Below are 22,853 nucleotides of genomic sequence, written 5' to 3' on the forward strand. Positions count from 1 at the left end.
AAGCCTCTCGCCCATGCCCTATCCACACCCCCGCGGCCGCCCACGAGCGGTACCGTCCACATCGGACTCCGCGTTGAGGGCCGCCGCTCTCGGATGGCGGCCGTACCTATCGATAGACGCCGCACCGCATCCGGCACGGGTCCAGAACCATCTTCTGGGCGGCAGCGCGTCGTGGACCCTCGACCGCGACTGGTGCACCGCCGCAGCCGCCGTGCTGCCGAGCCTGCGCCCCGTCTACCGGGCCGAACTGAGGTTCCTCGTCCGCGCGCTGCGCACGGTCCGCGACGCCGGCATCCGCCGCTTTCTCGTGTTCGGCGACACCGGCCCGTACCTCAACCCCGCGGTCGACCTCGTTCTCCGAACCGAAGGCAGCCGACTCGTCTACGCCGCCCACGACGAGTGGCTCCTCAGACACTGGGGAAACTTCGCCAACCGGCATCCCGCGATCACGGCCGTCCCCGGCGTGTTCATCCTCCCCGGAACGGTGTTATTCACCGACGCCGCGCAAACGCTTCTCTCCGGCGAACCGGTCTGCCTGGTGCTCGCCAGCGCGCTGGAAACGATCACCTCCACCCCCGCCGCGGCCGCCGCGCTGCGCGCCTACACCGACCGCCTGCCCGCAGGCAGCGTCGTCGTCGCCACCCACGCCACGACCGACGGACTCGACCTCGACGACCCCGACGACCACGACCTGGCCACACGGATGGCAGCCGTCTGCGAGGGCGGGAAAGGGCCACGTGCCCGTCCGCCGCGCCGCACCCGCACACGACAGGAACTCGCGCGCATCGCCGCTCCGCTCGCCCCGCTCGACCCCGGCATCGTCCACACCGACGACTGGCGGCCCTCGCGCCCACGCCCGCGTCCCGCCCACTCGCTGTGCCTGGCCCTGCTCGTCCCAGTCCGAAGACCGGACACGGCAGACCACACCACCGACCCCCACGACAAGAAAGCAGGGCGACCCTGATGGAAGAACCCCAGCCCGACACCCACCCCGACACGCCCGAAACCCCGCCCGACACGCACGAAACCCCGCCCACCACCGACCCCTGCGCGCCTGAGCCCCTCTCCGCCGCGCACGCGGCCGCCCTCGCGATCGCCTGCATCGTTTCCGTCGCCTGCGGCGCCGTTTCACAACTCATGCAGCCGACCGTGATCCCGCCTCCCTCAGCCGCCGCAGCAGCCCCGGCTCCCGACCCGGTCGTTCCGGCGGTGCCGCATCCCGTCGACCTCGCCCGCGCCAAGAAGGATCCGTGCGGCACGCTGAGCGCAGCGCAGGTCGCCGGCCTCCTCGGCAGCGACCCACACCCCAGGCCAGGCATGATCAACATCCTTGGGCCTTCGTGCTACTGGTACTCCGGCAGCGACGCGAGCAGTCTCTCACTGATCCTCAGGATCCCGGATCTGAAGGCCTTCGGCGGAGATCCTGAACTGCTCGGACTGAGGAACGCCTACGGCTCCCAGAAGCTGTACTCGTTCTTTCTGCCTCTCGCCCCGGTCGACGGGCATCCGGTTGTCGCCCACAGTTACGGCGACGATCGCCGGCCGAAAACAGAGGCCTGCACCGTCGAACTGGGAGCGAGCGACAGCGAGACTCTGGACGTCACCATCGCTCTCCTGGATGGGAAGCCAACGGGTTCCGACCTCTGCGACTCCGCACGGACCGCGACGGGCATGGTGCTCGCCAGCCTGTACCGCTGACCGCATCCGCGCCAGAACCATCTGCGGAACCGGCTCCGCCGCCGACAGCCCCGAAAACCGCGCCCAGGGCGACGGACCGCCCGCCCCGGCACCCGCGCGCCTCGAACGACCCCGCACCCGCGATCGCGTGACAACGCAAGCGACACAACAGAAAGGGCTTCACCCGTGACCGCATCCAACTCCTCACCCCGGCGGCCCCAGCGCCCCGTTCTCGTAGCAGCCGCCGCGGCCGTCGCGGTGCTCGCCGCAGCAGGGTGCACGCACACCGGCTTCACCGACTCCCTCCAGGCCGCCGCCCGCGCAACGAAGCCCGCCGCACCGGACGCGACCCGCACCGACACAGGCGCGCCCGGCGACGCGCGGCCGAACCTCGCACAGCTGAAACAGAACCCGTGCAAGGCGCTCACCCCCAGCCAGACCGCCGATCTGCTCGGCCCCAAAAACGACTCCAAGCCCGACGCAGACAGCGAGACGAAGCCCGGCTGCGCCTGGTCCAACGGCAAGGACCTCATCCTCGTCTCGATACCGGCCGAGAACGACAACGGCAAGGGACTGGACTTCCTCAACCACACCTTCCCCTCCCACCAGCCCACCCTGCCGGTCAAAGAGCTTCCCGCCACGAAATACGACACCCCGCAGCTGCAGAAACCAGGCTCGGCCGTCTGCATCATCGCGCTCACGACCAGCGACAAGCAGACCCTCGCGGCCACCGCCAACCTGGCAACGGGACACACCGCAGACCCGTGCGAGCAGGCGAGGAAAACGCTCGAGTACGTCCTCGCGAACGCGCAGGTGCCCCGGTGACCGCGCAGCGGCCGCGTGCCGCGACGCCGCCCGGCAGCCCCCGCAGACCCGCCGCACGCTACGCCGCCGGGCTCCTCGCCGTCGCCGCGACCGTCCTCACGGGCTGCGCCGAGGCCGACCAGCCCGCACCGAACAGCACCGGACAGACCGCCGGCCCCGGCGCGCCCGCCGTCGCGACGCCGCTGGACCTCACCCGGCTCAAACGCGCCCCGTGCGAGGCCCTGAACCCGGCACAGGACGCCCTGGACCCCGCGCACGCCGGACTGCACGGCCCCGGTGTTCCCGCCGTGCCCTCCTCCCGGGGCGCCGCGCCCGCCTGCGAATGGAAATCCCGCGCCGCCACCCTCATCGTCTACATCCCCGCCCACACCGACAACACCCTGACCGCGATCCACCGCATGAAAGGCGCCCAATACCCCGTCGTCACGCCGCTCGCCCCGATCGGCGGATACCCCGCCGTCGCCTACGGCGCCGACACCCCCTCGGCAGCCACGGCGAATGCAGAGTCGCGCTCGCCGCCAGCAGCACCCAGACCGTCGTCGCCTGGCTCACCCAGACACCGCAGACCACACCGGACACCTGCGACACCGCGCGTACCGTGCTGGAACACGTCGTCGGCAACCTGAAAACCGGCCCCCGATGACCACCCGACCGCACCACGCCGCCCCGGCCCGGCCGCGACCGATCCGCGCCGCCACCCGGAAAAGAGCACCGAGAGTCCACAGTGGACTCCGGTCCCCGGGATCCCCGACGGGCGGCCTTCGCCGTACCCGAGATTTCGCAGGCCTCGCCCGCGCGACACGAGCAGGAACACAGGACACATGCCCGAGAACACGACAGACGACCACGACCATGCCACTCCGCCGCCGCGTCCGGCGGGATGGCCGAAGCCTCTCGCCGACCTCGCCGATCAACGCCGCCCGCCCGCCACGCCCAAACCGGCCACGGACGACGACTAGTGCCCCGCCCGCGCTCCGCCCCGCGCCGCCGAGCCCGGCCCGGACTTCGCCGCAGGCACGGAAAACCGGACGGCACGCGCTTCCTCCGGAGGCTGGCGCTGGCGGCCTGTGCCGCGGCCCTCGCGGCGGCGTGCAGCGTCCCCGCGTCCGCCCAGCCGGGTCACGCACCCGACGCCCGCGCCGTCGCGCGGCGACCCCACACCACGCAGTGGCAGTGCCGGCTGCCGCTGGCCGGTCTCCTGCTCGCGGTCGCGGACAGCCGCTGCGACGCCCAGCCCCTGCCCCGCGCGCTCAGCATCCTGCGCCACGCGCGACGAACCCTCGCCCGCCAGCACACGACCGGCACGCCCCAGCGCCGCGACTGAACCGCCACTCCCCAGACACCGCCGGGACCCGCCGCCCCCGCCCGGACGATCCGGGCAGCACCTCCGTGCGGGACGCGCTTCCCGCAGCCACGACCGCTCCGCGACAACGAAGCCGCAGACAAGAAAGCCTCATCCCAGGTGCCGTCCGATCAACAACGCCTCATCAGGGAAGCCACCGCCCGCACACGCCGCCAAACCCGCAACGCGACCATGCTCGCAATGTGGAGGGCCGGCGTGTCGATCACGGATATCTCTCAGACATACGGGCTGTCCCTGAGCTGGACAGGGCGGCTGCTCCGGCAGGAAGGCGCCGCCCTGCCGGAGATCAGGCAGGGCGTGCGCCGCGAACTCGACGTGCCGCGCATCGTCCGGGCATACGAGGCCGGAGCCACCATCCAACAGTGCGCCAATGACCATAAAACGTCCTACGGCACGATCCGCCGTCTGCTGATCCGGGAAAAAGTGCCGATCAGACCGCACGGAGGGCAGAACGCGCGCAACCGCCGCACGCCCTCGCCTGCCGCCCGATCGTCCCGCAACCCCTGACCCTGCGCGTCCCGACCGCAACGGCCGCCGACGGAACCCCGGACCCGAAGCACGCCGATCCGCGCCGACCACGCCCTCGCACCAACGCCCGGCACCCGGCGCGGTTCCCGCTCCCGCCACACCGGCTGCGCAACCCGGGACCCGGTTCCGGGGCTCGCCCAGCAAGACCCGCTGACCGCCGCGCCGCGCAGCCGCCGCGGCGCGCCGGTCAGCCGCCGCCCCGCGAGCGCGGCGCGGGGCAGGGTCGGCGACCGCGTCAGCGGCACGGAGGTCGCCGACCCACCCGTCCCTGCCATTGGCCTCCGGCGCCAACCAGCCCGGCGGCCGTCACCGCCCGCTCCGTCCCGCCCCGACGGACCGAACACTGCCGACCCGAGGGAAACCGCCATGCACCACTCGCGCAGGCCGCAAGACCGGCGTGCCGGCCCGGGCCTCATCAGCCTCGCCAGCAGGCTGAGGGATTCGGGCGCGCTCACGAAGGCGTGGGAACGCGCGTTCATGCTCACCGACCGCGCGGCATTCGTGCCGTTTCACGCGTGGGCGGGCGCCGACGACGCTCTCCCGCCTCGGCCGGTCGAGTTCGGAACGGACGCATGGCGCAGCGCGGTCTGCTCCGACGCCGAGATCGTGGCCCAGTTCGACGGGGGCCGTGCGAGCTGGCCGGACGTCGGGCACCGTGCCACCGCCTTCGCGCCCAAGCCGAGTACCGTGCTGCGGGTCCTGGGTTCGGCCGACCTGCAGCCCCGGCACTCCGTGCTGGTGATCGGGGCCGGGACCGGCTACGCCGCCGCGCTGGTCGGCGCGCATCTCGGCGACGAGTCCGTCACCACCGTCGTCGCCGACGTGAACGCGCGGCGGACCCGCAGCGCCCTTCGCGCCACCGGGCACGACCGGATCGCGGTGGTCACCGGGGACGGCTCGGCAGGCGCCCCGGTCCGGGCGCCTTACGACCGGATCGTCGCCACCGCGGGAGTCGCCGCCGGGCACGTCCCGGCCGAATGGCTGCGCCAGACCCGCCCCGGCGGGGCGATCGTCACGCCCTGGGCACCGGGCTTCCACTGCAGCGGCCTGCTCAGGCTCGACGTCGGCGACGACGGGACCGCGCACGGACGCATCGCCGCCGACGCCGTCGGCCCGCGACTGCGCCACCGGCCCCTGCCGCCCGGAAACGCGCAGCAGCTGGCGCACCTCGCCGAAACCGACGCCGCCGCCACCGAATCGACAACGTGGGCCGATCCCCGCGAGATCGGCGAAAACCCGAACGCCGTGATGGCGATCGGGCTGCACCTGCCGGGCGTGCATCTCACCGTCCGCGCCCGGACCGCGCACCGCTGGGAGGTGATCCTGTGCGACGTCGCCACCGGATCAGCATCGATCTGTTACGTCGCCCCGGAATCGGGACGCAGACGCTACCACCAGGTGCGCCAATACGGCCCCCGGCAGCTCTGGGAAGACGCCGCGACGGCTTGGCGCTGGTGGCAGCGCGCCGACCGCCCGGACCGGCAGCGGTACGGCGTCACCGTGGACCACGCGGGGCAACGATGCTGGCTGGACGACCCCAGCAACCCGCTGCCCACGCTGTTCGAGCCGGAGACCGGCGGACTCCGCTAGCCGCAGGCCGCGCCACAGCCACCGGCCCGCGCGGCCATGCCGGTCAGGACCGCGGCACTCGCACCTGCCGCCCGTTCCGCGGCGGCCCCGGCCCCGGGGCGGCGAGCGCGTCGCTCCGGTTCCCGGCACCGCCGTCTGCCCGGGTGCCCTGCGGCGGGACGGCAGGCCCGCGCGCGGCGGCGCCGGGTGCGAACCGGCGGCCGGGCCTCGGGCTAACCGGCGGCCATCCCGCCAGACACCCGTGCTTTCCCGTGCACGACGGGTGCGACGGCCACCTGGTTGCGGCCGCGTTGCTTGGCGGTCGCCATCGTCCGGCTGGCGCGGTCTTCGAGCGCGGCGAGGCCGATTCCGTGCTCGGGCGAGAACGCGATGCCGATGGAGCAGGTGACGCCGTCGCCGTCGATTCTCTGGTCGTTGATCACCGTTTCCTCGCCGCCGGCCGGTCTGGTGACGACCAGCCGCAAGGCGGCGACGGCGGCCCGGATCCGTTCCGCGACCGCCGGGGCCTCAGCCTGGTCGGCAGCGGGCAGCAGGACCGCGAACTCCTCTCCGCCCCACCGGCAGACGAGACTCGATCCGTCGCGGACCTGGCCGTCGATGACGCGGGCCACGGCCTGCAGGACCTGGTCCGCGCCGAGATGACCCAGTTTGCCGTTCCATGCTTTGAAGTGGTCGACGTCGATGAACAGCAGCGCTGTCGGCCGGTCGGCCCGGGCCCCGGCCAGCAGCTCCAGTTCCGCCGCCGGGTCGAAACCGCTGCGGTTGGGCAGTCCGGTGAGGGCGTCGTGGTGCGCTTTCGAGTGCGCGGTCTTGAGGTTCTGTTCCACCCGGGTGAACCGCACCGCCACCGGGACGAAGACGACGACGAGGAGGGGGCTCACCGCGTGGGCCAGGGCCGCGCCCACCGCCAGGAACAAGGTCACGAGAATAAAAACGTTGCTGGCCCGGTCCCCGAAGAGGTTCTCCAGGGTCCAGACCCGGCTCGGGGACGGCGGCGCCGAACTCGGCGACGGCCGCCGCGCCCGGGCTCGTGCCTCGGCCGCGTCGGTCAACCCGTTCGCCAAGCCGACAATCACGGCCTGCACGAGGAAGTAGGCCGCCACAGCCGCGGCGAGTCCGGCGACGAGAACAAGCACTTCCGGCGCCGCGTGCGGGAGAGCCGCGTGCCCGGTCAACCACGTTCGCAGCGGCGTTTCCCCGGCGATCGCGTGCACCGCGAGTGCGCTGGCGAGAATCACCAGCGAACTGAAGACGAACCGGTACGGCGGCTTGCGCGCGATGAGGAACCGCTGAACGCGGATCAGCGCGACGAGCGCGACCAGCAGGGACACCGGCAGCACGATTCCGCCGGTGAAGAACCAGACGCTCGTCTGGTCCACGTGGCCGCGCGGCCGCCGCCCGAAGGCGCGTTCCTCCGTGATCCGCGTGCCGACGACGTGCGCGGTCCCGCAGCCGGCCAGCACCGCGAAGCTCGCCAGATCCGGCCAGGCCACCGGTGAGCGGGACGCGGCCCAGCCCGCCCAGACCAGGACGCAGACGTCGGTGACCAGCAGCCACGCCAGCGCGCTGCGCGGGAAACGCCACATGGCGAACCCCTCCACGCGGGCGATGACCCGGCCTCCGGCGGTGTGGATCCGGCCCGCGCGCGAGACACTGTGCCGGACGCAACGAGTGATCCCGCGTGCGCGCGGCTGCCGGCGGCCCCCTCCGCCGAGCCGCCATGTCGTCGTGCCGTGGGACCGACAGCAGTCCCCGGAGGTGATTCGCGTGCGTGGCGACCGCGATTTCTGAGCCTGACCCTCAGCCCGTGCACATGTCCTCCCCTTCACGTGACCCCGTTGGAGGTGCCCGCACATGCGTGGCGACCGTGACTTCTGATCCCTCTCGTCCAGGCAGATCCCCAATTGACCGTCATAGAAGGAGGCATGCGATGCGCGGCGACCGCGACTTCTGAGCAGTTCACCCGATGGCCCGTTCGGCCTGGAGCGTCCTGATCCACCGCAGTGCGCACCACCAGGACAGGCACGCTCCGGCCGCCCCGGTCACGGCGACCGCCAGCGCGGCGGATCTCAGGTACTGCGCGAGACCGCCCGCCCCGACCACCGCCAGGCCTTGCCCTGCCCGGAACACCGACCCGATCAGGCCGGTCACCGCACCGACCCGGTGCCGGGGCACCCGCTCGGCGATCTCGCCGCGAATCAGCGGCAGGTAGGCGGCGCCGATTCCGGAGAGAACGAGGAGCACGGCCATCGGGACGAGGCCCGGGCGGACGGCGAACAGGCACAGGGGCGCCAGCGACAGCACCGCGAGGACCGCGATCAGGTCCCGCTGGCGCTGTTCGCCGGCCCGGGCGACCCACCGGGCTCCGACGATGAATCCGAGGCAGTCCGCCCCCAGCAGCAGGGTGATGGTCCAGGGCGGCCCGTCTGCCTGGTCGACCAGCGGGACGATCACGCCGTCGGGGACAGCGGTGAGACTGCACAGCAGAACGAAACCGCACAGGATGCGGACCGGCGGGGTGGTGGCGATGATCCGCAGCGCCCCCGCTGGTGTTCCCGTCTCCTGCGGCCCGGCGTCGTTTCGCGCCGCTGGCCGCTGTCGCAGCCCGAGCCCCAGAATGACGGCGGCCGCGGCGAAGCTCGCGGCATCCAGGGACAGCGCGACCGTGGTGCCCACGGTCGCCACAACAGCGGCTCCGCCTGCCAGGCCCGCGAGCTGCCCGGCCTCGCGGATGATCCCGAGGCGCGCGTTGCCCGCCTTGTTCGCCTGCGGCTCGGCGAGGACGTCCAGGACGATCCCGCTCTGGGCGGCTTTGAACGGCGCGGCGATGGCCGCGACCGCGGCGACCGCGACCACGAGCACCCCGAGCGGAACACCGGGGATCGCCATACCCGCGACCAGCACCGCCTGCTGCAGACAGCACACGACCATCAGCCCCCGGCGCGGCAGCCGATCGGCCAACGGGCCCAGCACGGGACCCGCGACCAGACCCGGCAGCAGCGTCATCGCATACGCGAAACCGGACCACGCGGCCGAGCCTGTCCGCTCGTACACGAGCACGGCCACCGCGACCTTCGCGAGCTGATCACCGGCGGTCGACAGCGCTTCGGACACCCACAGCGCCGTGAACTCGCCGCTCAGCTTCCCCCTCCGTGGCGTCACCCACACCCTCGCTCAACTGAGTTATCAGTAAGTCCCCCACCAGAGAGGCTAAGTCAGTTGAGTGCTCACCGGCCACCGACGAACGTTTATCACCCAGATGGCCTGACGCTCCGACTTTTCGTGACAGCGAGTAGCCCTCATGGTCGGAGCGGTACACTGGGCACGCATGCCGCTGGTCCGCTTGCACTAGTTCACGAGGCAGGCAGCGGCAGTCGGGTGACGGTCAGCCGGGGGAAGCACCGCATGGACGCTCCAGAGCAGGACGCCGGAGACGTCCTACGCGAGGAACTCGACCTTCTGCACCTCAAGCTGACCAAGCTCTTCTCAACACCGCTTCCGGTCCCGGGAGAAGAGCCAGAAGGCCAGGGGAAGGAGTCCGGCGACACTGACTTCTCGCACGGGTATCGGCCGCTGACCGACAGCGAGATCGGCTCCGCCATCGGACGCGGCGCGGTCTACGTCAAGCAGTTGCGCGCAGGACTGAGCCGCAAACCGGCAGGCATGGTCCTCCGCGGCATCGCCCACCTTTACCGGATTCCGGCCTCGTGCCTGACCGACCCAAACGTACGCCTCGACGAGATCGCCGTGCCGTCCCGCGCGGCGGATTCGCCCCACTCTCGCGTTCACCCGATGACGCGCAGGCTGCGGGAGTTGTTCAACACCAAGCTTCCGGTCTCCGAGGAGGAGCAGCAGACCCTGCGGCGGAAGTCCGGCAACCCGGACCTCCCTCACGTCTACCGCGCCCTGACCGACAAAGAGATCGCCGCCGCAACTCCCCACACTCCCCAGTACATCCAGCAACTGCGCACCGGCGAGCGCACCAATCCGTCGTACGACTTCCTCGAAGCCGTTGCCGCCCGTTACCGCATACCGGTAGGGCTCCTGGTGACCCCGTTGGCCGACCTCGATCCGACAGCGACGTTCTCCGACAGGGTGGCGAGCCTGTTCTACGGGGTCGAGAAAAACGGGAAGCTCACGGTCCGTTTCACCCCGGAAGACGTCGCCGCCAAAACGGGCGCCGACCCCAAACTGCTGCGCGCGATCTGCGACGGCGAGTACTCCGCCGACGAGGTGCCGATCACCCTGCCGCACAAGCTGGCGCACTTCTTCGGCATCGACGTCACCTACTTCCTGCACGAGGTCGAAGACCCCGACAAAACCACGGCCGTGGCCGACACCGTGCAATGGCTGCAGGGCCTCAAGAGCCGTGGCACGCTCGCGGCAGCGTTCCGCCGCGTCGGCGAAATCAAAGACGACACCTCTCGCCAGCGCCTGGAAGCAGCCGTCGAGACCGTCATCGACGCCTTCATGACGATGGAGCAGCAGACAGCCCGGCAAACGAAGCCCCCGTCCGAATCTCCCGACAGCTGACCGGCCGCCCGCTTCGTCCGCGTCGTTCACTGTTGCTGCATGCCTGTTCACCACGGCTGCAACACCGGCCCGGAGCTGTGAAATCCAGTACCGGACCGGCACCGTCGTCCCGCTGACCGGCACCCTCTTCTTTGTGTGCTCGATGTCACATTCACTCTGTGATCTTCGGTTCCCAGCTCCAGCGGCGCCTGCGCCGGACGGACGTGCCGCAACTTGGACAATTGCTGGCCAGAAGCTGCCCGCGCGGTGCTGTACTGGGGCAACAGCCGCCAGCTACCGCCGACAGCTGGGGTGAAACGACGACTCACGAGGTCGGAGGGGACCCGCTCACGATGCTCGACCGTCATGGCCAACGGCAGGCGCGCAAACGCGTCGCCGCGGTTGCCGAAACTCTCTTCTCGTCGGTCTCGATGCCGGTGCCAGTCACCGTCGAGACCGTGTGCGCCGCGCTGGCCGCGCACCGCGGCCGGGCCATCCGCCTGATTCCCATGAGCACCCTCGACCTCCGCCAACCCCCGTTCTCCGGGCTGTGGCTCGCGGGGGAAGAAACCGACTACATCTTTTTCGACAACGGGCTGCCGATGATGGCCTGGCAGAACGCAGTCCGGCACGAGCTGGGACACATGCTGCTCGGACATCGCAGCAGCGGAGCCTTGTCGGACCTGATGGTGATCCTGATGAGGCAGGTCGTCCCGAAAGCGTCTCCCTCGGAACTGCGGTCCACGATGCAAGCGCCTCTGTGCCGGATGAGCGGCGTCGCCGTCCTCGACGACGACGACGCAGATCCGCTGCGCAGGGGCGATCCTCGACACGAACTGGAAGCCGAACTGCTGGCGGCGGAACTCTGGAAGCAATGGTGGCGCGATCCCGCGCCCCGGCCGAACGCGGCGCCCACCAGCACGCCGGACGACTCCGTCCTGTGCCGCTTCGCGGGCGCGATGGACTACGGACCCGGTCGCCCGGCTGACCCGACGCGATGACCCTGGCGGCCGGATCGGTCGCCGCACTGGCGCTCGCGATCTTCCTGCTTTTGCCCCTGCGCCGGCAGTTCCCCGGAACAGGGCGGACCGGCGCCAGATACGCGCTCGTGGCGTGCTGCGTCGCGCTCAACGCCGGTCTGGCGGCGCAACTCCCGCTCGTGCACGAACCGCTGGACCGCGCCGCCGGGTTCGCGCTCGCCTGGCCGGTGCAGCACGCCTTGTTCCTCGTGGCGGCCTGCGGATGCCGGGTGTTCATCCTGCTGTCGGTCGAGACTGACCGTGCTCGGGCGCACCGCCGCGTCGTCGCCCAGGCCGTTCTCGTGGCCGTCCTGATCGCCGGGATGGCCGTCGCCTTCAGCGCGGCGCCCGGCGATCCCGCGTTCGAGTTCGGCCCGCTCGGGCGGACCGACCAGGTGGTCGCGGGCGCGCCCGCGACCAGCATCGCGTACTTGTGCTTCTCCGCGTACCTGTTCCACGCTGCGGTGATCGCCACCCGGGTCTTCGTCCGGCTGGGAAGGCGGGCGGCCCATCTCCCGCACCTGAGGGCGGGGATGCACACCAGCGCGGTCGGCGCCGGGCTCACCGGGGTGTACGCATTGCACGACGTGGTCACGCAGACCCTGTTCCTGATCCGCATCACGCCCGGCTGGAACGCGGGGCTGGCCGACAACATTTTGATGCCGCTGTCGGGCACGTTCGTCATGGCGGGGCTGTCCGCCTCGGCGATCCGGGCCGCCTGGACCGCCGCGCGCACCGGCCTGCGGCGCCGTCGCACGACCCTGGCCCTCTACCCGCTCTGGACGCAGTTCTACGCCGCGATGCCCGCCATCGCCTACACCCCGCCGCGTTCCTACTGGGCCGCGATGTTCGGGTTCGGGAGCACGGACAGGCGGCTGTACCGGCTGCTGGTCGAGCTGTGGGACGGGCGCGCGTACCTGCTCCGCCGCCTCCCCGCCGACAGCCGCGCGGTCGCCGAACAGGCCGCCCTCGACGCGGGGCTCGGCCCCGACCGCGCCGGCCGCGTGGCCGAGGCCGCGCTGATCGTCGCCGGTCTCGACGCCGTCCGGCGCGGCGCCCCGGCACCGGCGGAGCCGGTCGCCGACCGGCCCGCGGATTTCGACAGTCTCGACGACAACGGCGCGTGGTGGCGCGGCATCCAGTCCGCCGCGGACGAACCGCTCGCGGCCGAGATCGCGGACCGGATCCGCGCATTGTTCGGCCACGACATTCAGGCAGCATAAGAACACAGAACGACATGGCTCGAATTCCGTGCCCGTAACTGCGCGACAGCGATCGTTTTTCCGTCTATTCTGGCGCAGTCACCATTTAAACCGACGCCCACAGGAGCGCCAATGGTTCAGAAGCACGTCGTCAGCCTTGTCGACGACATCGACGGATCCGACGCGGACGAGACAGTCCCTTTCGGACTCGACGGAGTCAAGTACGAAATCGACCTCAGCGCCGACAATGCGGCCGAACTCCGCGACGCGCTGGCGCAGTACGTCGAACATGCCCGCCGGACAGGCGGCCGAAAGTCCGCTGCCCGCAACGCATCGGCCGTGCGGACCGTCGCGGCGGTGTCGAAGCCCCGGGCCGCGGTCGACCGCGAGCAGACCCGCGCCATTCGCGCCTGGGCGCGCAAAAACGGTTTCGAGGTGGCAGACCGTGGCCGTATTCCCAGTGATGTCCTCGACGCCTACAACAATCGCTGACCCCGCGCGGATTCCGGGTCGCGCGACGGGAAAGAGGGTGTGGTGCGGGAGCCTCCCGCACCACACCCTTTCTTTTCCGGCGACGTTGTCGAGTCGATGCAGGTTTACGCGGAATCCTCGGTTCCCTCGGAGCTGTCCTCGGCCGCGCCCGGCTGCCGGGGGATCTCCGGGCGTTTCGTTCGCGCTTGCGCCCGCAACAGGGCCTGCCGGATCGCTTCGGCCTCGCCGCCAGCGTGCCACTCCCGGGGCCACGCGATGCCGTGCCGGACGGAACTCGCGACCGTGACGGCCCACAGCCATCGGCCGACCTCCGCCGGTGCGGGCACCAGCTCTCGCCCGAACCGGTACTGCCGACGGCCGACGCTGGCGCTCCAGCCCCCGACGACGTCCCAGTGCGCGCGCACCCGCCCGCACAGGACGTGGTCGTAGGAGATGTGCAGGTGCGCCGGATGCGGCCCGCACACGCGCAGGCTGAGGCGGCCGACCGCCTGCGGCGCCAGCCCGGCCGCGACCGCCCCGCCGTAGCGCCGAACGCCGGCTTCCCAGTTCCGGGGGCTCACGCCCGCGTCGCCGGATCCGTACAGCTCCGAGAACCACGCCGGGCGATCGGCGTCCGGGCCGGACAGGGCGCGGAGGAACGCGGCGCAGACGAGAAAGACGATCGCGGGGAGCGCGAGCACCGAGGCCGCCATGGCGAGGAACCCGAGCGCCACGGTGATGACGGTGACGAGCAGGACCGCCGCCGCGACGATGTCGCCGAGGACTCCCGCCACCTGGTGCAGGTCGTCGAACACGGCGCTGACGAACGTGAACGTTCCCTCGGACCGGCTGTCGAGCCAGGCCAGCCAGCCGAGCGCGGCAGCAGTCGCGAGCAGGCCCAGCACGCCCAGTTCCTGGGCGCGGGTGCGGTCTTTGCCGGCGTCGAACGTGCGGACGACGTGATACCCGGCGACGAACCCGAGGACGACGAACGCGAACACGACCATGGTCACCACAGGCCTTTCGGCGGGAGGATGCGCGAGGGCGCGACGCTCGAGAGGCCGCGCGCGGCGGCCGTCTCGTGCCAGGCGACGTCCCACGGCGGGGTCACGACGGTTTTCCCGGGCTCGTACCGGCCGAGCCCGGCGGCCAGGCCGACGCCGGGCACGGCGGCCGTGGTGGTGTGGATCGCGCCGCGGTCGCTGTCGATTGCGGCGGCCCACTTCTGCGTGCGGCGGAAGCCGTGCTCGGCCAGGGCCTCGTCGGCGTCGACCGTCGTGGCCCGTCCGGCGAGGTCGACGGTCCACGGTTCGTCGCCGGTGTCCGCGCGGCAGACCTCCAGCTCGGCGCGCTCGACGACCAGCGTGGCCCGCCACGCGTCCGACGGGCGGTCGGGCTGGGGCACGTGCCCGGTCTCCCACAGCAGCGCGCTGAACTGCTGCGCCCGCTCCGTGTCGCCGAAGCCCGCGCCGTTGAGCACGTAGAGCTGGTAGGCGGGCAGCCACACCAGCAGGTGCGCCGACTCCAGCTCCACCATCCGGCGGGCCAGTTCCGGCGCCGGCAGCCCGGCGGCGCGCGCCAGGCCCGCGATGCTCGTCGCGGCTTCGGGAAGCCGGTAGCCGGGCCGGTGGATCCGGAACGGCGCCTTCTCGATCACGATCGCCCGGTCCTCGCTGCCCGGCCGGTAGAGCAGGACCACCGGCGGGGAATAGGCGAACTCGCCGAGCAGGTCGGGCGACGGCTGCGGGTCCGCGCGCTGCGGCGCGTCCCGCGGCGCGTGCTGGTCCGCGACGGCCCCACGGCCCTTGCGTGCGTTGGGCGCGTTGCGGTTGCGCCGGATCATCGGCGGGTCTCCGGGTGGACCGTGCCGGGCAGGAATCCGGCGTCGACCGCCGATGTCGCGACGTCCCCGAGAGTGCGGGGGAGCAGGCTGTCGAGCGCGCGTGCGGCGACCGCTCCGACACTGTCCATGCCGCGGGTCACCGCCTCCCGCGTCACTTGGAGGTTCCGGCGTGCGGCGGTCGGTGCGCGGTGGCGTCCCGGCATGATCTCCTCTTTCCGAAGGGTGCAGTTGTGTCCTGTGTGGACTGTCGAATCAGCGGTGCGGCGGGGCCGGTGCCGCGAGCCGCCTCCGCGCCGGACCAGGTCCGCACGCAGGCAGGTTCAGCGGCCGCCAGGTGCGCGGTGGCGCAGGACGGCGTCCAGCCATCGCGTGATCGCGCGGTTGGCTCGGTCGCGGTCGGCGGCGAGGGTCGCGGCGTGGCCGGCGTCGGGCAGCAGCCAGGTCGTCAGCGGGCGGGTGTAGTTGGGTTGCTCGGCGGCGCGGAACGCGTCGGCGCTGCGGCAGTCCACGGCCGCGCACGCCCAGCTGTCGTGTCCGCCGGCCACCTCGATGACGGGAGCGGTGATGGCGCGCGAGGTGGCGGCCGCGGTACCGATCGACGCGGCGTCGGCCAGTTCTGTTGCCGAGCCGACGTCTTTGGCGGCTTCCTCGGCTCGGGTGACGGCCGGGTCGGCGTCCCCGGCCGCGTGGAAGAGCGTCGCGCGGAGGCCGGGTCTGGTGGTGAGGTAGCCCGGGTCGAGCGGCCGTCCTTCCTCGGCCGCCGGGTGCATCGCCGCGAGCGACGCGGCCACCTGCGCGGGGTCGACGCGGTGGCTGTACCCGGTCAACACCACGGCGTTCGCGTCGCGCGGGTGCAGGCCTGCGACCATGACGGCGATCATGCTGCCGAGCGAGTGCCCTGTCAGGACGATCTGCCGGTACCGGCGGCCGTCCAGCGAGCCCGCCCGCGCGCGGGCGATCACCTGGTGCACCGCCTCGGCCTGTGCGCGGCCGGTGACCAGCCCGCTGGACGGGTGGGACGAGCGGCCGGTGCCGATGCGGTCCAGCGCCAGCGTCGCGTGCCCGTGCGCGAGGGCGTTCGCGACGTAGGACCGGCCGGGCGGGCTGCGGGGCGTGTCCAGGTCGGACCAGTAGCTGCTGTTGTAGGTGCCGCCCGCGACCAGCACCTGCAGCGGCGCGTCGCCCTCGCCGGGATAGCAAAGAGTGCCGTGCATGGTCGCGGACAACGCGCCGGAGCGGATCTCGACGTTCACCTCGCGGCACCCGGAACGGCCGGATTCAGCGAACGCAAAGGGCACGAACGCGAGGGCCGCGACGACGGCGAGCATCGCGGCGCACGACAGGAACTCGCGGAACGCAGACGGCCCCACCACAGTGGCGGGCGGCCGGTACCGCTGTCGTCGCGGCCTCAGCCTGACTGCACGCTTCACTGTCTTCCCCCTCGAATTAAACGGAATCGCCCTGTCGGGTCCTGTGTGGACTGTGGTTCGGCGGGTGGCCGCGTTCGGCTGTCCGCGTGTTGCGAAGCCGCGATGCCAGGTGCTCTATGCCGGGTTTCGGGCCCCGGGCTGCGGGCCCGGTCGTGGCGCGGCGTGCACGCCGGGAGCGTCGGCGGTCCGGAGGGCAGCGGCCGGGGCGGCGCGGCCCGTCCTCCGTGTGGAGAGGCGGAGGACGGGCCGCGGGCGGGTGCCGGATCGCGCCGAGTCGGGGTCGGCGGCGTGGCGCCCGGGCGGCGCTCGGCGGTGGGCGCCGAGCGGCAGAGGGAGGGCGCGGCCCGCTCCACCGGGGAGGGTCACAAACGAGCGGGCCGCGCAGGGCGAGCAGCGGGCGCGCCTCAGCCGGTGACGGCCGGACGGCGGCCACCGACGATCTTGGGCGCGGGTGCCGACTGCTCGGGCTTTTCGGAATGCGGATGGTGGCGTCCCGGACGCGATCCGGTCTGCTCGCGGTCCTCGGATCCGGGCGGTTGCTGCGTGGGCTGTGCGGTCGGCTGCCCGGTCGGGCGACCGGTCGGTTTGCCGGTCGGCGGGGCACTGGTCGGCGGCGTGGTGCCCTTCTCGCACTTGGCGACGGCAACGGTGATGGTTTGGGGCTGCTTCGGTGCGAGGGCAGGGCCGCCTTCCGCGCCGCCGCTGGTTCCGGCTCCGGAGATCACGATGGTCGCCCCGGCTCCGTTGTGGTAAGAGACCGAGAGGTTGCGCGCCGGGTGGGCCGGGCCGCCGCCGGTGTAGGAGATCTTGCCGTCGCGGCAGGTCATGCTGACCGGCCCGACGGTGACGTTGCCGATGCGGACCGAGGCGACGGTGGCCTCGGCGAATCCGTTCCCGGCCTTGACGGTCATGCCGGACGCGACGATCCCCAGTTTCGAGGTGTAGCTGCCGGATGCGGTGCGGACCGCTCCGGACGAGCTGACCGTCGGGGTGGGACCGAAATTGTCGGTGCTGGATCCCGCGACGCCGTAGGCGGTCGAGGCACCGCCTTGCGCGGCGGCTGGGGTCTGGTTCGCGGCGAGCGCCGGGTCGCCGCTGAGGGCGAGCACGGTGGTGACGCCGCCGCCGGCGACCGCGGCCAGCGCCGCGGCGACCGCGATGCTCTGGCGTCGTTTTCCTGTGTGGACCACGGATTCTCCCTTGTGGTTGGTGGCCCTGGCATGTCCGGGTGGGCCGAAGGTGTCTGTCACTTGATCAGCACGGGCGTGCCGACCGGGACGTTGAGGTTGACGAGGGCGTCCAGCGCCTGTTGCGGGACGCGGATGCACCCGTCGCTGCTTTGCTTGCCCAGCACCGAATCGGTGTAGGTCCAGGCGTGGATCCCGGTGGTGCCGCTGGCGCCGCCGTAGCTCAGGTACGTGTCCGAGTGCGCTCCCAGCGGCAGCACCAGCCGCGAGTAGGTCGGGTGGTCTGGCCGGACGTAGGCGAGGACGAACGTGCGGCCGGGCGGGGTGACCGACTCGGGTTTGCCGACGCCGACAGTCCACCGCGCGACCTGCCGCCCGTCCTGCACCAGCGACAGCGCGAACGCGGCACGGTCGACGACGAGACGGAACGGCGTGCGCGCCAGCGTTACGGCGGGATCGTCCAGGTAGATCCAGCCGGACGCGCCGTTCGGCCTGACCGGCAGCATCACCTGGACCCAGCCGGGCCGCTTTCCGATGACGGGGACCCAGGTGTCGCCGCCGAACTCGGTCGGCGGCAGCGCCGCGATCGGCGTTCCCCCGGGCGATGCGTACACCGCCACAGCGGTCGTCGGGTGCACGAGCTGCCCCGACGGAGCCGAGCCCCGGTCTCGATCCGGCGGAGCATTCGCCACGGTGGCGTCGGTGACCGCCTGCGGCAGCGCGGCGAGGTCGTCCGGCGCGACCGGCACCGGCGCGACGACGTCGTCCCCGGGATTCTCGAGCTGTCCGTCCGCCGGTGCCGCGGCCTGTGCGACGGCTGCGGGAGACGGGGTGGGTGCGGCGGACACCGCCGCCACACCCACCGCCGCGGCGATCGCGGCGAGCAGCGCGGCGGGAGGCACCATGCCCGTGCGCGACGCCCGTGGTTTCCGCGGAGGCCCGACGGTGCCGGGCGCGGACTCCGCGGCGGCCGCCGCACCGGACTCGTTGACGTACTGCTCGCCTGTCGCCATCTGCTGCTCTCCTCCTTTCTCTCTGGCGCGTGCGGAAACGGAGTCGGCCCCGGCGCCGCGCGGGCTCTCCCGCGAGGCGTCCCGGCGGCGCCGGGGCCGCTCCGCGCCTGTTACTTGCCGAAGGTTGCGACGAACTCGCGATTCGGCGTCCCGACGCCGCCGACCTGGTCGTAGCCCTTGACGGTCTTCAGGGTTTGCGGCGCGGAACCCAGATCGACCAAGTACTTGCCGCGTTCCGGCGGGGTGCTGACGTGGCCGTAGGACGGCATCGCCTGCGTCGACACGCCCGCCTGCACCGGAAGGACGTCGTCGATGCCCGCGCCGGAGTAGATGGCGTTGTTCAGGAAGCCGAACCGATCGATGTCGCGCGCCTGCAAGGCGTCGGCGAGCAGCCCCGCGAGGACCGGCGACGCTTCCGAGGTCCCGCCCGACTTGCCCTTCACGTAGCGTCCGGCGGCGGTGTACCCGATGCCGATGCCCGTTTCGGCGTCGGCGGCCGCGCTGATGTCCGGGATGCTGCGCTTGCCCCGGGACATCGCGGCGGGCACGACACCGGACTGGTAGTCAGGCGCGTCGTACAGTCGCGACGTCCCGCCCCCGGCGCCGCCGGCGAACGGACCGTCGGCATCGGCCTGCGGCACCCATTTCCCGTCGGAGAGCGTGTTCCCGCTGTTTTCCCAGCCCGTCGCGAATTTGACCTTGTTGTCGGCGCCGAGCGCCACGGACGTGCCGCCGACCGCGGTGACGAGCGGATGCGACGCCGGGTAACTGGCTTCGGGGTGGCCGTTGGGCCCGGAGTTGTCGCCGGAGTCGCCGCTGGCGAACAACACCGACTGGCCCTGGATAGCGGCCTGCAGCGCGATGTCGTTCATCTGGTCGACCGTCGCGCGCGGCACGCTCGACTCGCCGGGGAACAACCAGCTGTTGGTAATGACGGCGGCCTTGTCCTCGGACACCGCCTGGTTCAACGGGGTGAACAAGTCCTTGCAGCTGCTGCCGGCGTAGTACCGCAGACCGGCGCCCGGCGCCATCATGTGGCTCGCCTGCACGTCGAGCGCTTCCTCGCCGTTCCAGCTGTCGGGCGAGCAGACGTCCTGGTCGCGATAGGACGGCGGAAGCAGCTCGCTGAACTGCCCTGCCGCCAGCGGCTTGCCGCCGAAATCGCGGGCAGCGCGGTTGGCATCCGCCACCACCGTCGGCGAGGCGTAGGCACCGACGATCGCGATCGTGGTGTTGGCACCGGTGTTGGCGTCGGTCAAGCCGTAGATGGCCCGCATCTGCGCGGTGTCGTACCCGCAGTTCTCGTTGGACTGCATGCCCTCCGGGAATTTCTGCGGCACGGACCGGTCGTTCGCCTCGCCCCAGAAGCGTGCGCACGCCGTCGAGTCCTGCCCGGCCGCGGCGCCCGCGGCGGAACGGTCCGGGCCAGGAACCGGCCGGAACGTGCGCGACGTGGTAACCGTCTGCGCCGAGTCGTCCAACCCCAGCACGGCGGTGATCTGCCCGCGCACCGCTCGCGGCACCGACAGCGGCGACTGCGGCGCCGCCAGCGTCAGCGTCCGCCCGTCGCCGGTCCGGTGCCGGTATTTCGCGAGCGTCACGCCGAACGCGGCTTCCAGCTGCCCAGCCGTGCCGACCGCGTCGACGAAGTGCCGGTTCGCGGCGACGCCCTCGACGCTCAGCCCGGAACGCTTCAGCCAGTCGCTGACACGGTCCACAGTGGACTGATCGGGTCCGAAACGGGCAGTGAACTCCGCGCTGGACAGGAACTTCCGGTAGCCGCCCGATCCTGGCGTCGACAGCGACTTCGCCAGGGCTTCCGCGCCGCGCGGATCGCGCAGCCCCAGCGCCACCTGGATGTGGCGTCGTTCTCCGGCGGGCACCGTCCCCACCTTCGCGGCCGGGCTCGCCCAGCTCGGCGCACTGCCGTCGACGACCGCGCGGTCGCCCTGGCCCGGCTGCGCCGCCGCCGGAACCGCGATCCCTGCGAGCACCGCGACTCCGGCCACCACACCCGCCACACGGGACGGAGATGGTCGTATTGCCATAGAAATAGCCCCCGATTTCAATCGGTATCACTGCACGCGAACACCGGAAGGGAAACTGTCGGCAACCGTCGCCGCGCCCGGATCAAGGACCGGGGAATCGTGGAAACGAGGTCGCGTGATTGTCGTTCCGGTGGCGGCCGGCGTCCCCCTGCCGACCTTTCGACCTGCGGCGCAAGCCGTCGGCCGCTACGAACCTTGCCCCACCGAATCCGCCGCCGTCAACACTTTACAACCCTGTTTTTTCAGCTTTTTTCCGCCGTTTCCCGCGCACGACGACGGGACCCAAGACACTTGGAATTGGGCCCCGCATTCGCGCCGCGAGTCAGGTCACGGCACCGGTTTTCGCCATTTTTTCGACCAGGAATGCGTATTGGCTGCAGACGCCCGGCGTCACCGGCGGAACGTAGCCCGTCAGCCGCATCCGCTGGATGCCGGGAGACGTGCCGGCGCGGACTCTCTCCAGTTCGTCGCTGACCGGGCGTCCGGTCAGCTGGAACGTCTGGCCGTCGGGAAGCTTGAGGGTGACGCAGCCGGGGTGTGGGCCGGTCCAGCGGACCTCGCCTTCCACGGTGACGTCCGGGCCCCGCTGCTGCGGGTCCGGCAGCTGCACCGTCGTGGCCGCACTGGGCGGAGGCGGCGCCCCGGACTGCGCAGCGCAGCCCGCCAGGACCGCTCCCGCCGCCAGGGCGCCCGCGAGCGCCAGCCGATGTCCCGTTTCCGGGCTGTCGTTGTCGTGTGTCGGCATTCGTTCCCCCATCGGGTATTCGAGGCGCCGGTCCCGCCGCTGCGAGCCCATCGGCCCACCCGGAGGCCCCGCGACGGGACCGGCTAGGCCGCAGCGCCCGTTGACGCGGCGCTGGGGAAGCCCACCACGCGCGCGCGACTGCGACCTGTTCGTGATCCCCAGGGCATCGTCGGCGACATCCGTCGCTTATCCGTCGTCGTTTTTTGTTCAGCCGCACGCCGTCGGCGCGACGGCATTTCCCGTCCGCTGCAGTGCTCGCGCGGCGGAATCAGGCTGTGGCGCGGAGATTCGGGACAAACTGTGCTCCCGCCGCGGACGCGGCGTGCGCCGTGCACGCGCAGCCGTGGCGAAGGTCGCCGTAGAGCGGGTAGGCGAACCACGTGTGCATCCAATCCCCGATCTGCCAGTGCTCCGGCCGGATCGAGGAACCGATCGTGCGTTTTCCCGCAACCGCCGGCGGGCGTGCGGGACGCAGCAGGCTGCCGAACAATTCGACATCCGAACGCGGCTCGTGGATCGAGCAGCAGCAGGTCGCCAGCAGCGGGGCGACGCTGCGCCACTGGTCGTCGTCGAGCCGACCGATGACCCCGGCGCCGTAGACCGCGAGCGCGAGTTCGCCTTCTATTTCTTCGAGTTGCACGTCGAACGCGAGCGGGGTCCCTGTTTCGGCAAGCTCTGCCTTGGCCTCCCACAGCGCGGAAAGCTCAGGCGCGCCAACCTGTTGCCGTCGCTCGAACAGCTCCGGATGGTCGGCGTGCACGAGTTCCCAGTCGACGTGCTCGCACACCGTGCGCGCACGCCCGGGGAGATGCCCCGGAGTGGGCACCGACGGCCACGCATGGAAATCGATCATGTCTGCCAGCCATTGCGGCACCAGGCTTTGCGCCGGTTCGAGCCGTCCCGCGCACGCCCCCGGCTCCGCCATGAAGACGACGCGCCCGCTGTCCGGATCGTCGTCCGGATCCTCCGCTTCCGGCTCGGATGCGCCCTCGCTCACCAGAAATCCCCCTCCGTCGACCGCCGCGCTGTCGCCAGCCGGCCACACCGCACGGGCGGCAGGTGCCGCCGCCGCGCCCCGCGGGCGCCCGGCGACGGCCTTCCCCCGCGAAAGGACGCCACCGCCGTGCCCGGCCCGGGCGTGCCCGTCAACAGATCCGCGGCGAGGACATCGTCCGGCCGTCCACTGCGGATCGGGAACGCCTCCGTTCCGGCCCTCGCAGTCTAAGCACGGATCACACCGAGAGTCACCAAGAAAAGTCACTCAACGTCAGATTTTGCGCCATTCAGCCTAGAGATCAGCTACGCACCGCAATCAACTGAGTTGATGCAGTGGACTAAACCAGCTTTGCACCATGCACTGTGTCGCCTATGTGGCGAGGCGAGGCGGAACTGGGACAGCT

General features: G+C 71.7%; 23 protein-coding genes. 12 read left to right on the forward strand and 11 right to left on the reverse strand.

Annotation, left to right across the window (positions count from 1 at the left end):
- Window positions 1-13 precede the first annotated feature (13 nt).
- The 8 genes from RPX00_RS09830 (at window position 14) to RPX00_RS09865 (ending at window position 5,983) form a co-directional block, all read left to right on the forward strand.
- Window positions 14-964: an SAM-dependent methyltransferase gene (locus tag RPX00_RS09830; protein WP_406639211.1), complete on the forward strand. Its 951-nt coding sequence runs from the start codon at window positions 14-16 to the stop codon at window positions 962-964.
- Window positions 964-1,698: a DUF3558 family protein gene (locus RPX00_RS09835; protein ID WP_406639212.1), complete on the forward strand. Its 735-nt coding sequence runs from the start codon at window positions 964-966 to the stop codon at window positions 1,696-1,698. Before RPX00_RS09830 ends, RPX00_RS09835 begins: the two co-directional genes overlap by 1 nt.
- 165 nt (window positions 1,699-1,863) lie before the next feature.
- Complete coding sequence (locus tag RPX00_RS09840) at window positions 1,864-2,502, forward strand: DUF3558 family protein (RefSeq protein ID WP_406639213.1); 639 nt, start codon at window positions 1,864-1,866, stop codon at window positions 2,500-2,502.
- On the forward strand, window positions 2,499-3,128 hold the full coding sequence (locus RPX00_RS09845; RefSeq protein ID WP_406639214.1) for a hypothetical protein: 630 nt from the start codon (window positions 2,499-2,501) through the stop codon (window positions 3,126-3,128). Before RPX00_RS09840 ends, RPX00_RS09845 begins: the two co-directional genes overlap by 4 nt.
- A gap of 195 nt (window positions 3,129-3,323) precedes the next feature.
- Complete coding sequence (locus RPX00_RS09850) at window positions 3,324-3,461, forward strand: hypothetical protein (protein ID WP_406639215.1); 138 nt, start codon at window positions 3,324-3,326, stop codon at window positions 3,459-3,461.
- Window positions 3,461-3,826: a hypothetical protein gene (locus RPX00_RS09855; protein WP_406639216.1), complete on the forward strand. Its 366-nt coding sequence runs from the start codon at window positions 3,461-3,463 to the stop codon at window positions 3,824-3,826. Before RPX00_RS09850 ends, RPX00_RS09855 begins: the two co-directional genes overlap by 1 nt.
- Window positions 3,827-4,060: 234 nt before the next feature.
- Complete coding sequence (locus tag RPX00_RS09860) at window positions 4,061-4,372, forward strand: helix-turn-helix domain-containing protein (RefSeq protein ID WP_406639217.1); 312 nt, start codon at window positions 4,061-4,063, stop codon at window positions 4,370-4,372.
- A gap of 387 nt (window positions 4,373-4,759) precedes the next feature.
- Window positions 4,760-5,983, forward strand: a complete 1,224-nt coding sequence (locus tag RPX00_RS09865) for a protein-L-isoaspartate O-methyltransferase family protein (protein WP_406639218.1) — start codon at window positions 4,760-4,762, stop codon at window positions 5,981-5,983.
- Between the two features lie 212 nt (window positions 5,984-6,195).
- On the opposite strand, the gene RPX00_RS09870 is transcribed toward RPX00_RS09865, so the two are convergent.
- Window positions 6,196-7,569: a diguanylate cyclase domain-containing protein gene (locus tag RPX00_RS09870; protein ID WP_406639219.1), complete on the reverse strand. Its 1,374-nt coding sequence runs from the start codon at window positions 7,567-7,569 to the stop codon at window positions 6,196-6,198.
- Between the two features lie 373 nt (window positions 7,570-7,942).
- On the reverse strand, window positions 7,943-9,145 hold the full coding sequence (locus RPX00_RS09875) for an MFS transporter (RefSeq protein WP_406639220.1): 1,203 nt from the start codon (window positions 9,143-9,145) through the stop codon (window positions 7,943-7,945).
- A 216-nt stretch (window positions 9,146-9,361) separates the two neighbouring features.
- Between RPX00_RS09875 and RPX00_RS09880 the strand changes: the two genes are divergently transcribed.
- The 4 genes from RPX00_RS09880 to RPX00_RS09895 all read left to right on the forward strand — a co-directional run bounded on the left by RPX00_RS09880 (window position 9,362) and on the right by RPX00_RS09895 (window position 13,208).
- On the forward strand, window positions 9,362-10,516 hold the full coding sequence (locus tag RPX00_RS09880; protein ID WP_406639221.1) for a hypothetical protein: 1,155 nt from the start codon (window positions 9,362-9,364) through the stop codon (window positions 10,514-10,516).
- 332 nt (window positions 10,517-10,848) lie between these two features.
- Window positions 10,849-11,496, forward strand: a complete 648-nt coding sequence (locus RPX00_RS09885; RefSeq protein WP_406639222.1) for a hypothetical protein — start codon at window positions 10,849-10,851, stop codon at window positions 11,494-11,496.
- The gene (locus RPX00_RS09890; RefSeq protein ID WP_406639223.1) at window positions 11,493-12,737 is read left to right on the forward strand and encodes an MAB_1171c family putative transporter; all 1,245 of its coding nucleotides are present in this window, start codon (window positions 11,493-11,495) and stop codon (window positions 12,735-12,737) included. The genes RPX00_RS09885 and RPX00_RS09890 overlap by 4 nt, the downstream gene beginning before the upstream one ends.
- A gap of 111 nt (window positions 12,738-12,848) precedes the next feature.
- Window positions 12,849-13,208, forward strand: coding sequence for an Lsr2 family protein (locus tag RPX00_RS09895; protein ID WP_406639224.1), 360 nt, complete (start codon window positions 12,849-12,851; stop codon window positions 13,206-13,208).
- A 104-nt stretch (window positions 13,209-13,312) separates the two neighbouring features.
- Here RPX00_RS09895 and RPX00_RS09900 read toward each other — a convergent pair whose 3' ends face one another.
- The 9 genes from RPX00_RS09900 to RPX00_RS09940 all read right to left on the reverse strand — a co-directional run bounded on the left by RPX00_RS09900 (window position 13,313) and on the right by RPX00_RS09940 (window position 22,450).
- The gene (locus tag RPX00_RS09900) at window positions 13,313-14,200 is read right to left on the reverse strand and encodes a hypothetical protein (protein WP_406639225.1); all 888 of its coding nucleotides are present in this window, start codon (window positions 14,198-14,200) and stop codon (window positions 13,313-13,315) included.
- Window positions 14,197-15,030: a hypothetical protein gene (locus RPX00_RS09905; protein ID WP_406639226.1), complete on the reverse strand. Its 834-nt coding sequence runs from the start codon at window positions 15,028-15,030 to the stop codon at window positions 14,197-14,199. The genes RPX00_RS09900 and RPX00_RS09905 overlap by 4 nt, the downstream gene beginning before the upstream one ends.
- Window positions 15,027-15,233: a hypothetical protein gene (locus RPX00_RS09910; RefSeq protein WP_406639227.1), complete on the reverse strand. Its 207-nt coding sequence runs from the start codon at window positions 15,231-15,233 to the stop codon at window positions 15,027-15,029. Before RPX00_RS09910 ends, RPX00_RS09905 begins: the two co-directional genes overlap by 4 nt.
- A 117-nt stretch (window positions 15,234-15,350) precedes the next feature.
- Entirely contained in the window at window positions 15,351-16,460 is a 1,110-nt protein-coding gene (locus RPX00_RS09915; RefSeq protein WP_406639228.1) for an alpha/beta hydrolase, read from the reverse strand.
- A 404-nt stretch (window positions 16,461-16,864) separates the two neighbouring features.
- Window positions 16,865-17,650: a hypothetical protein gene (locus RPX00_RS09920; protein WP_406639229.1), complete on the reverse strand. Its 786-nt coding sequence runs from the start codon at window positions 17,648-17,650 to the stop codon at window positions 16,865-16,867.
- Window positions 17,651-17,706: 56 nt separating this feature from the next.
- Window positions 17,707-18,660: a L,D-transpeptidase gene (locus RPX00_RS09925; RefSeq protein ID WP_406639230.1), complete on the reverse strand. Its 954-nt coding sequence runs from the start codon at window positions 18,658-18,660 to the stop codon at window positions 17,707-17,709.
- A gap of 110 nt (window positions 18,661-18,770) precedes the next feature.
- Window positions 18,771-20,654 carry a protease pro-enzyme activation domain-containing protein gene (locus RPX00_RS09930; protein WP_406639231.1) on the reverse strand — a complete coding sequence of 628 codons (1,884 nt, stop codon included), beginning with the start codon at window positions 20,652-20,654 and terminating at the stop codon, window positions 18,771-18,773.
- A gap of 376 nt (window positions 20,655-21,030) precedes the next feature.
- Window positions 21,031-21,453, reverse strand: a complete 423-nt coding sequence (locus RPX00_RS09935; protein ID WP_406639232.1) for a hypothetical protein — start codon at window positions 21,451-21,453, stop codon at window positions 21,031-21,033.
- Between the two features lie 268 nt (window positions 21,454-21,721).
- Window positions 21,722-22,450 carry a hypothetical protein gene (locus RPX00_RS09940; RefSeq protein WP_406639233.1) on the reverse strand — a complete coding sequence of 243 codons (729 nt, stop codon included), beginning with the start codon at window positions 22,448-22,450 and terminating at the stop codon, window positions 21,722-21,724.
- Between the last annotated feature and the right edge of the window lie 403 nt (window positions 22,451-22,853).

It is taken from the genome of Amycolatopsis sp. WGS_07 (assembly GCF_045278895.1).
Classification (GTDB): domain Bacteria; phylum Actinomycetota; class Actinomycetes; order Mycobacteriales; family Pseudonocardiaceae; genus Amycolatopsis.

Excerpts from the sequence above, each read along its gene's own strand:
- RPX00_RS09830 (WP_406639211.1), top strand. The coding sequence starts at position 14 with ATGCCCTATCCACACCCCCGCGGCCGCCCACGAGCGGTACCGTCCACA.
- RPX00_RS09835 (WP_406639212.1), top strand. The coding sequence starts at position 964 with ATGGAAGAACCCCAGCCCGACACCCACCCCGACACGCCCGAAACCCCG.
- RPX00_RS09850 (WP_406639215.1), top strand. The coding sequence starts at position 3,324 with ATGCCCGAGAACACGACAGACGACCACGACCATGCCACTCCGCCGCCG.
- RPX00_RS09865 (WP_406639218.1), top strand. The coding sequence starts at position 4,760 with ATGCACCACTCGCGCAGGCCGCAAGACCGGCGTGCCGGCCCGGGCCTC.
- RPX00_RS09870 (WP_406639219.1), bottom strand. The coding sequence starts at position 7,569 with ATGTGGCGTTTCCCGCGCAGCGCGCTGGCGTGGCTGCTGGTCACCGAC.
- RPX00_RS09885 (WP_406639222.1), top strand. The coding sequence starts at position 10,849 with ATGCTCGACCGTCATGGCCAACGGCAGGCGCGCAAACGCGTCGCCGCG.
- RPX00_RS09890 (WP_406639223.1), top strand. The coding sequence starts at position 11,493 with ATGACCCTGGCGGCCGGATCGGTCGCCGCACTGGCGCTCGCGATCTTC.
- RPX00_RS09895 (WP_406639224.1), top strand. The coding sequence starts at position 12,849 with ATGGTTCAGAAGCACGTCGTCAGCCTTGTCGACGACATCGACGGATCC.
- RPX00_RS09905 (WP_406639226.1), bottom strand. The coding sequence starts at position 15,030 with ATGATCCGGCGCAACCGCAACGCGCCCAACGCACGCAAGGGCCGTGGG.
- RPX00_RS09910 (WP_406639227.1), bottom strand. The coding sequence starts at position 15,233 with ATGCCGGGACGCCACCGCGCACCGACCGCCGCACGCCGGAACCTCCAA.
- RPX00_RS09925 (WP_406639230.1), bottom strand. The coding sequence starts at position 18,660 with ATGGCGACAGGCGAGCAGTACGTCAACGAGTCCGGTGCGGCGGCCGCC.
- RPX00_RS09935 (WP_406639232.1), bottom strand. The coding sequence starts at position 21,453 with ATGCCGACACACGACAACGACAGCCCGGAAACGGGACATCGGCTGGCG.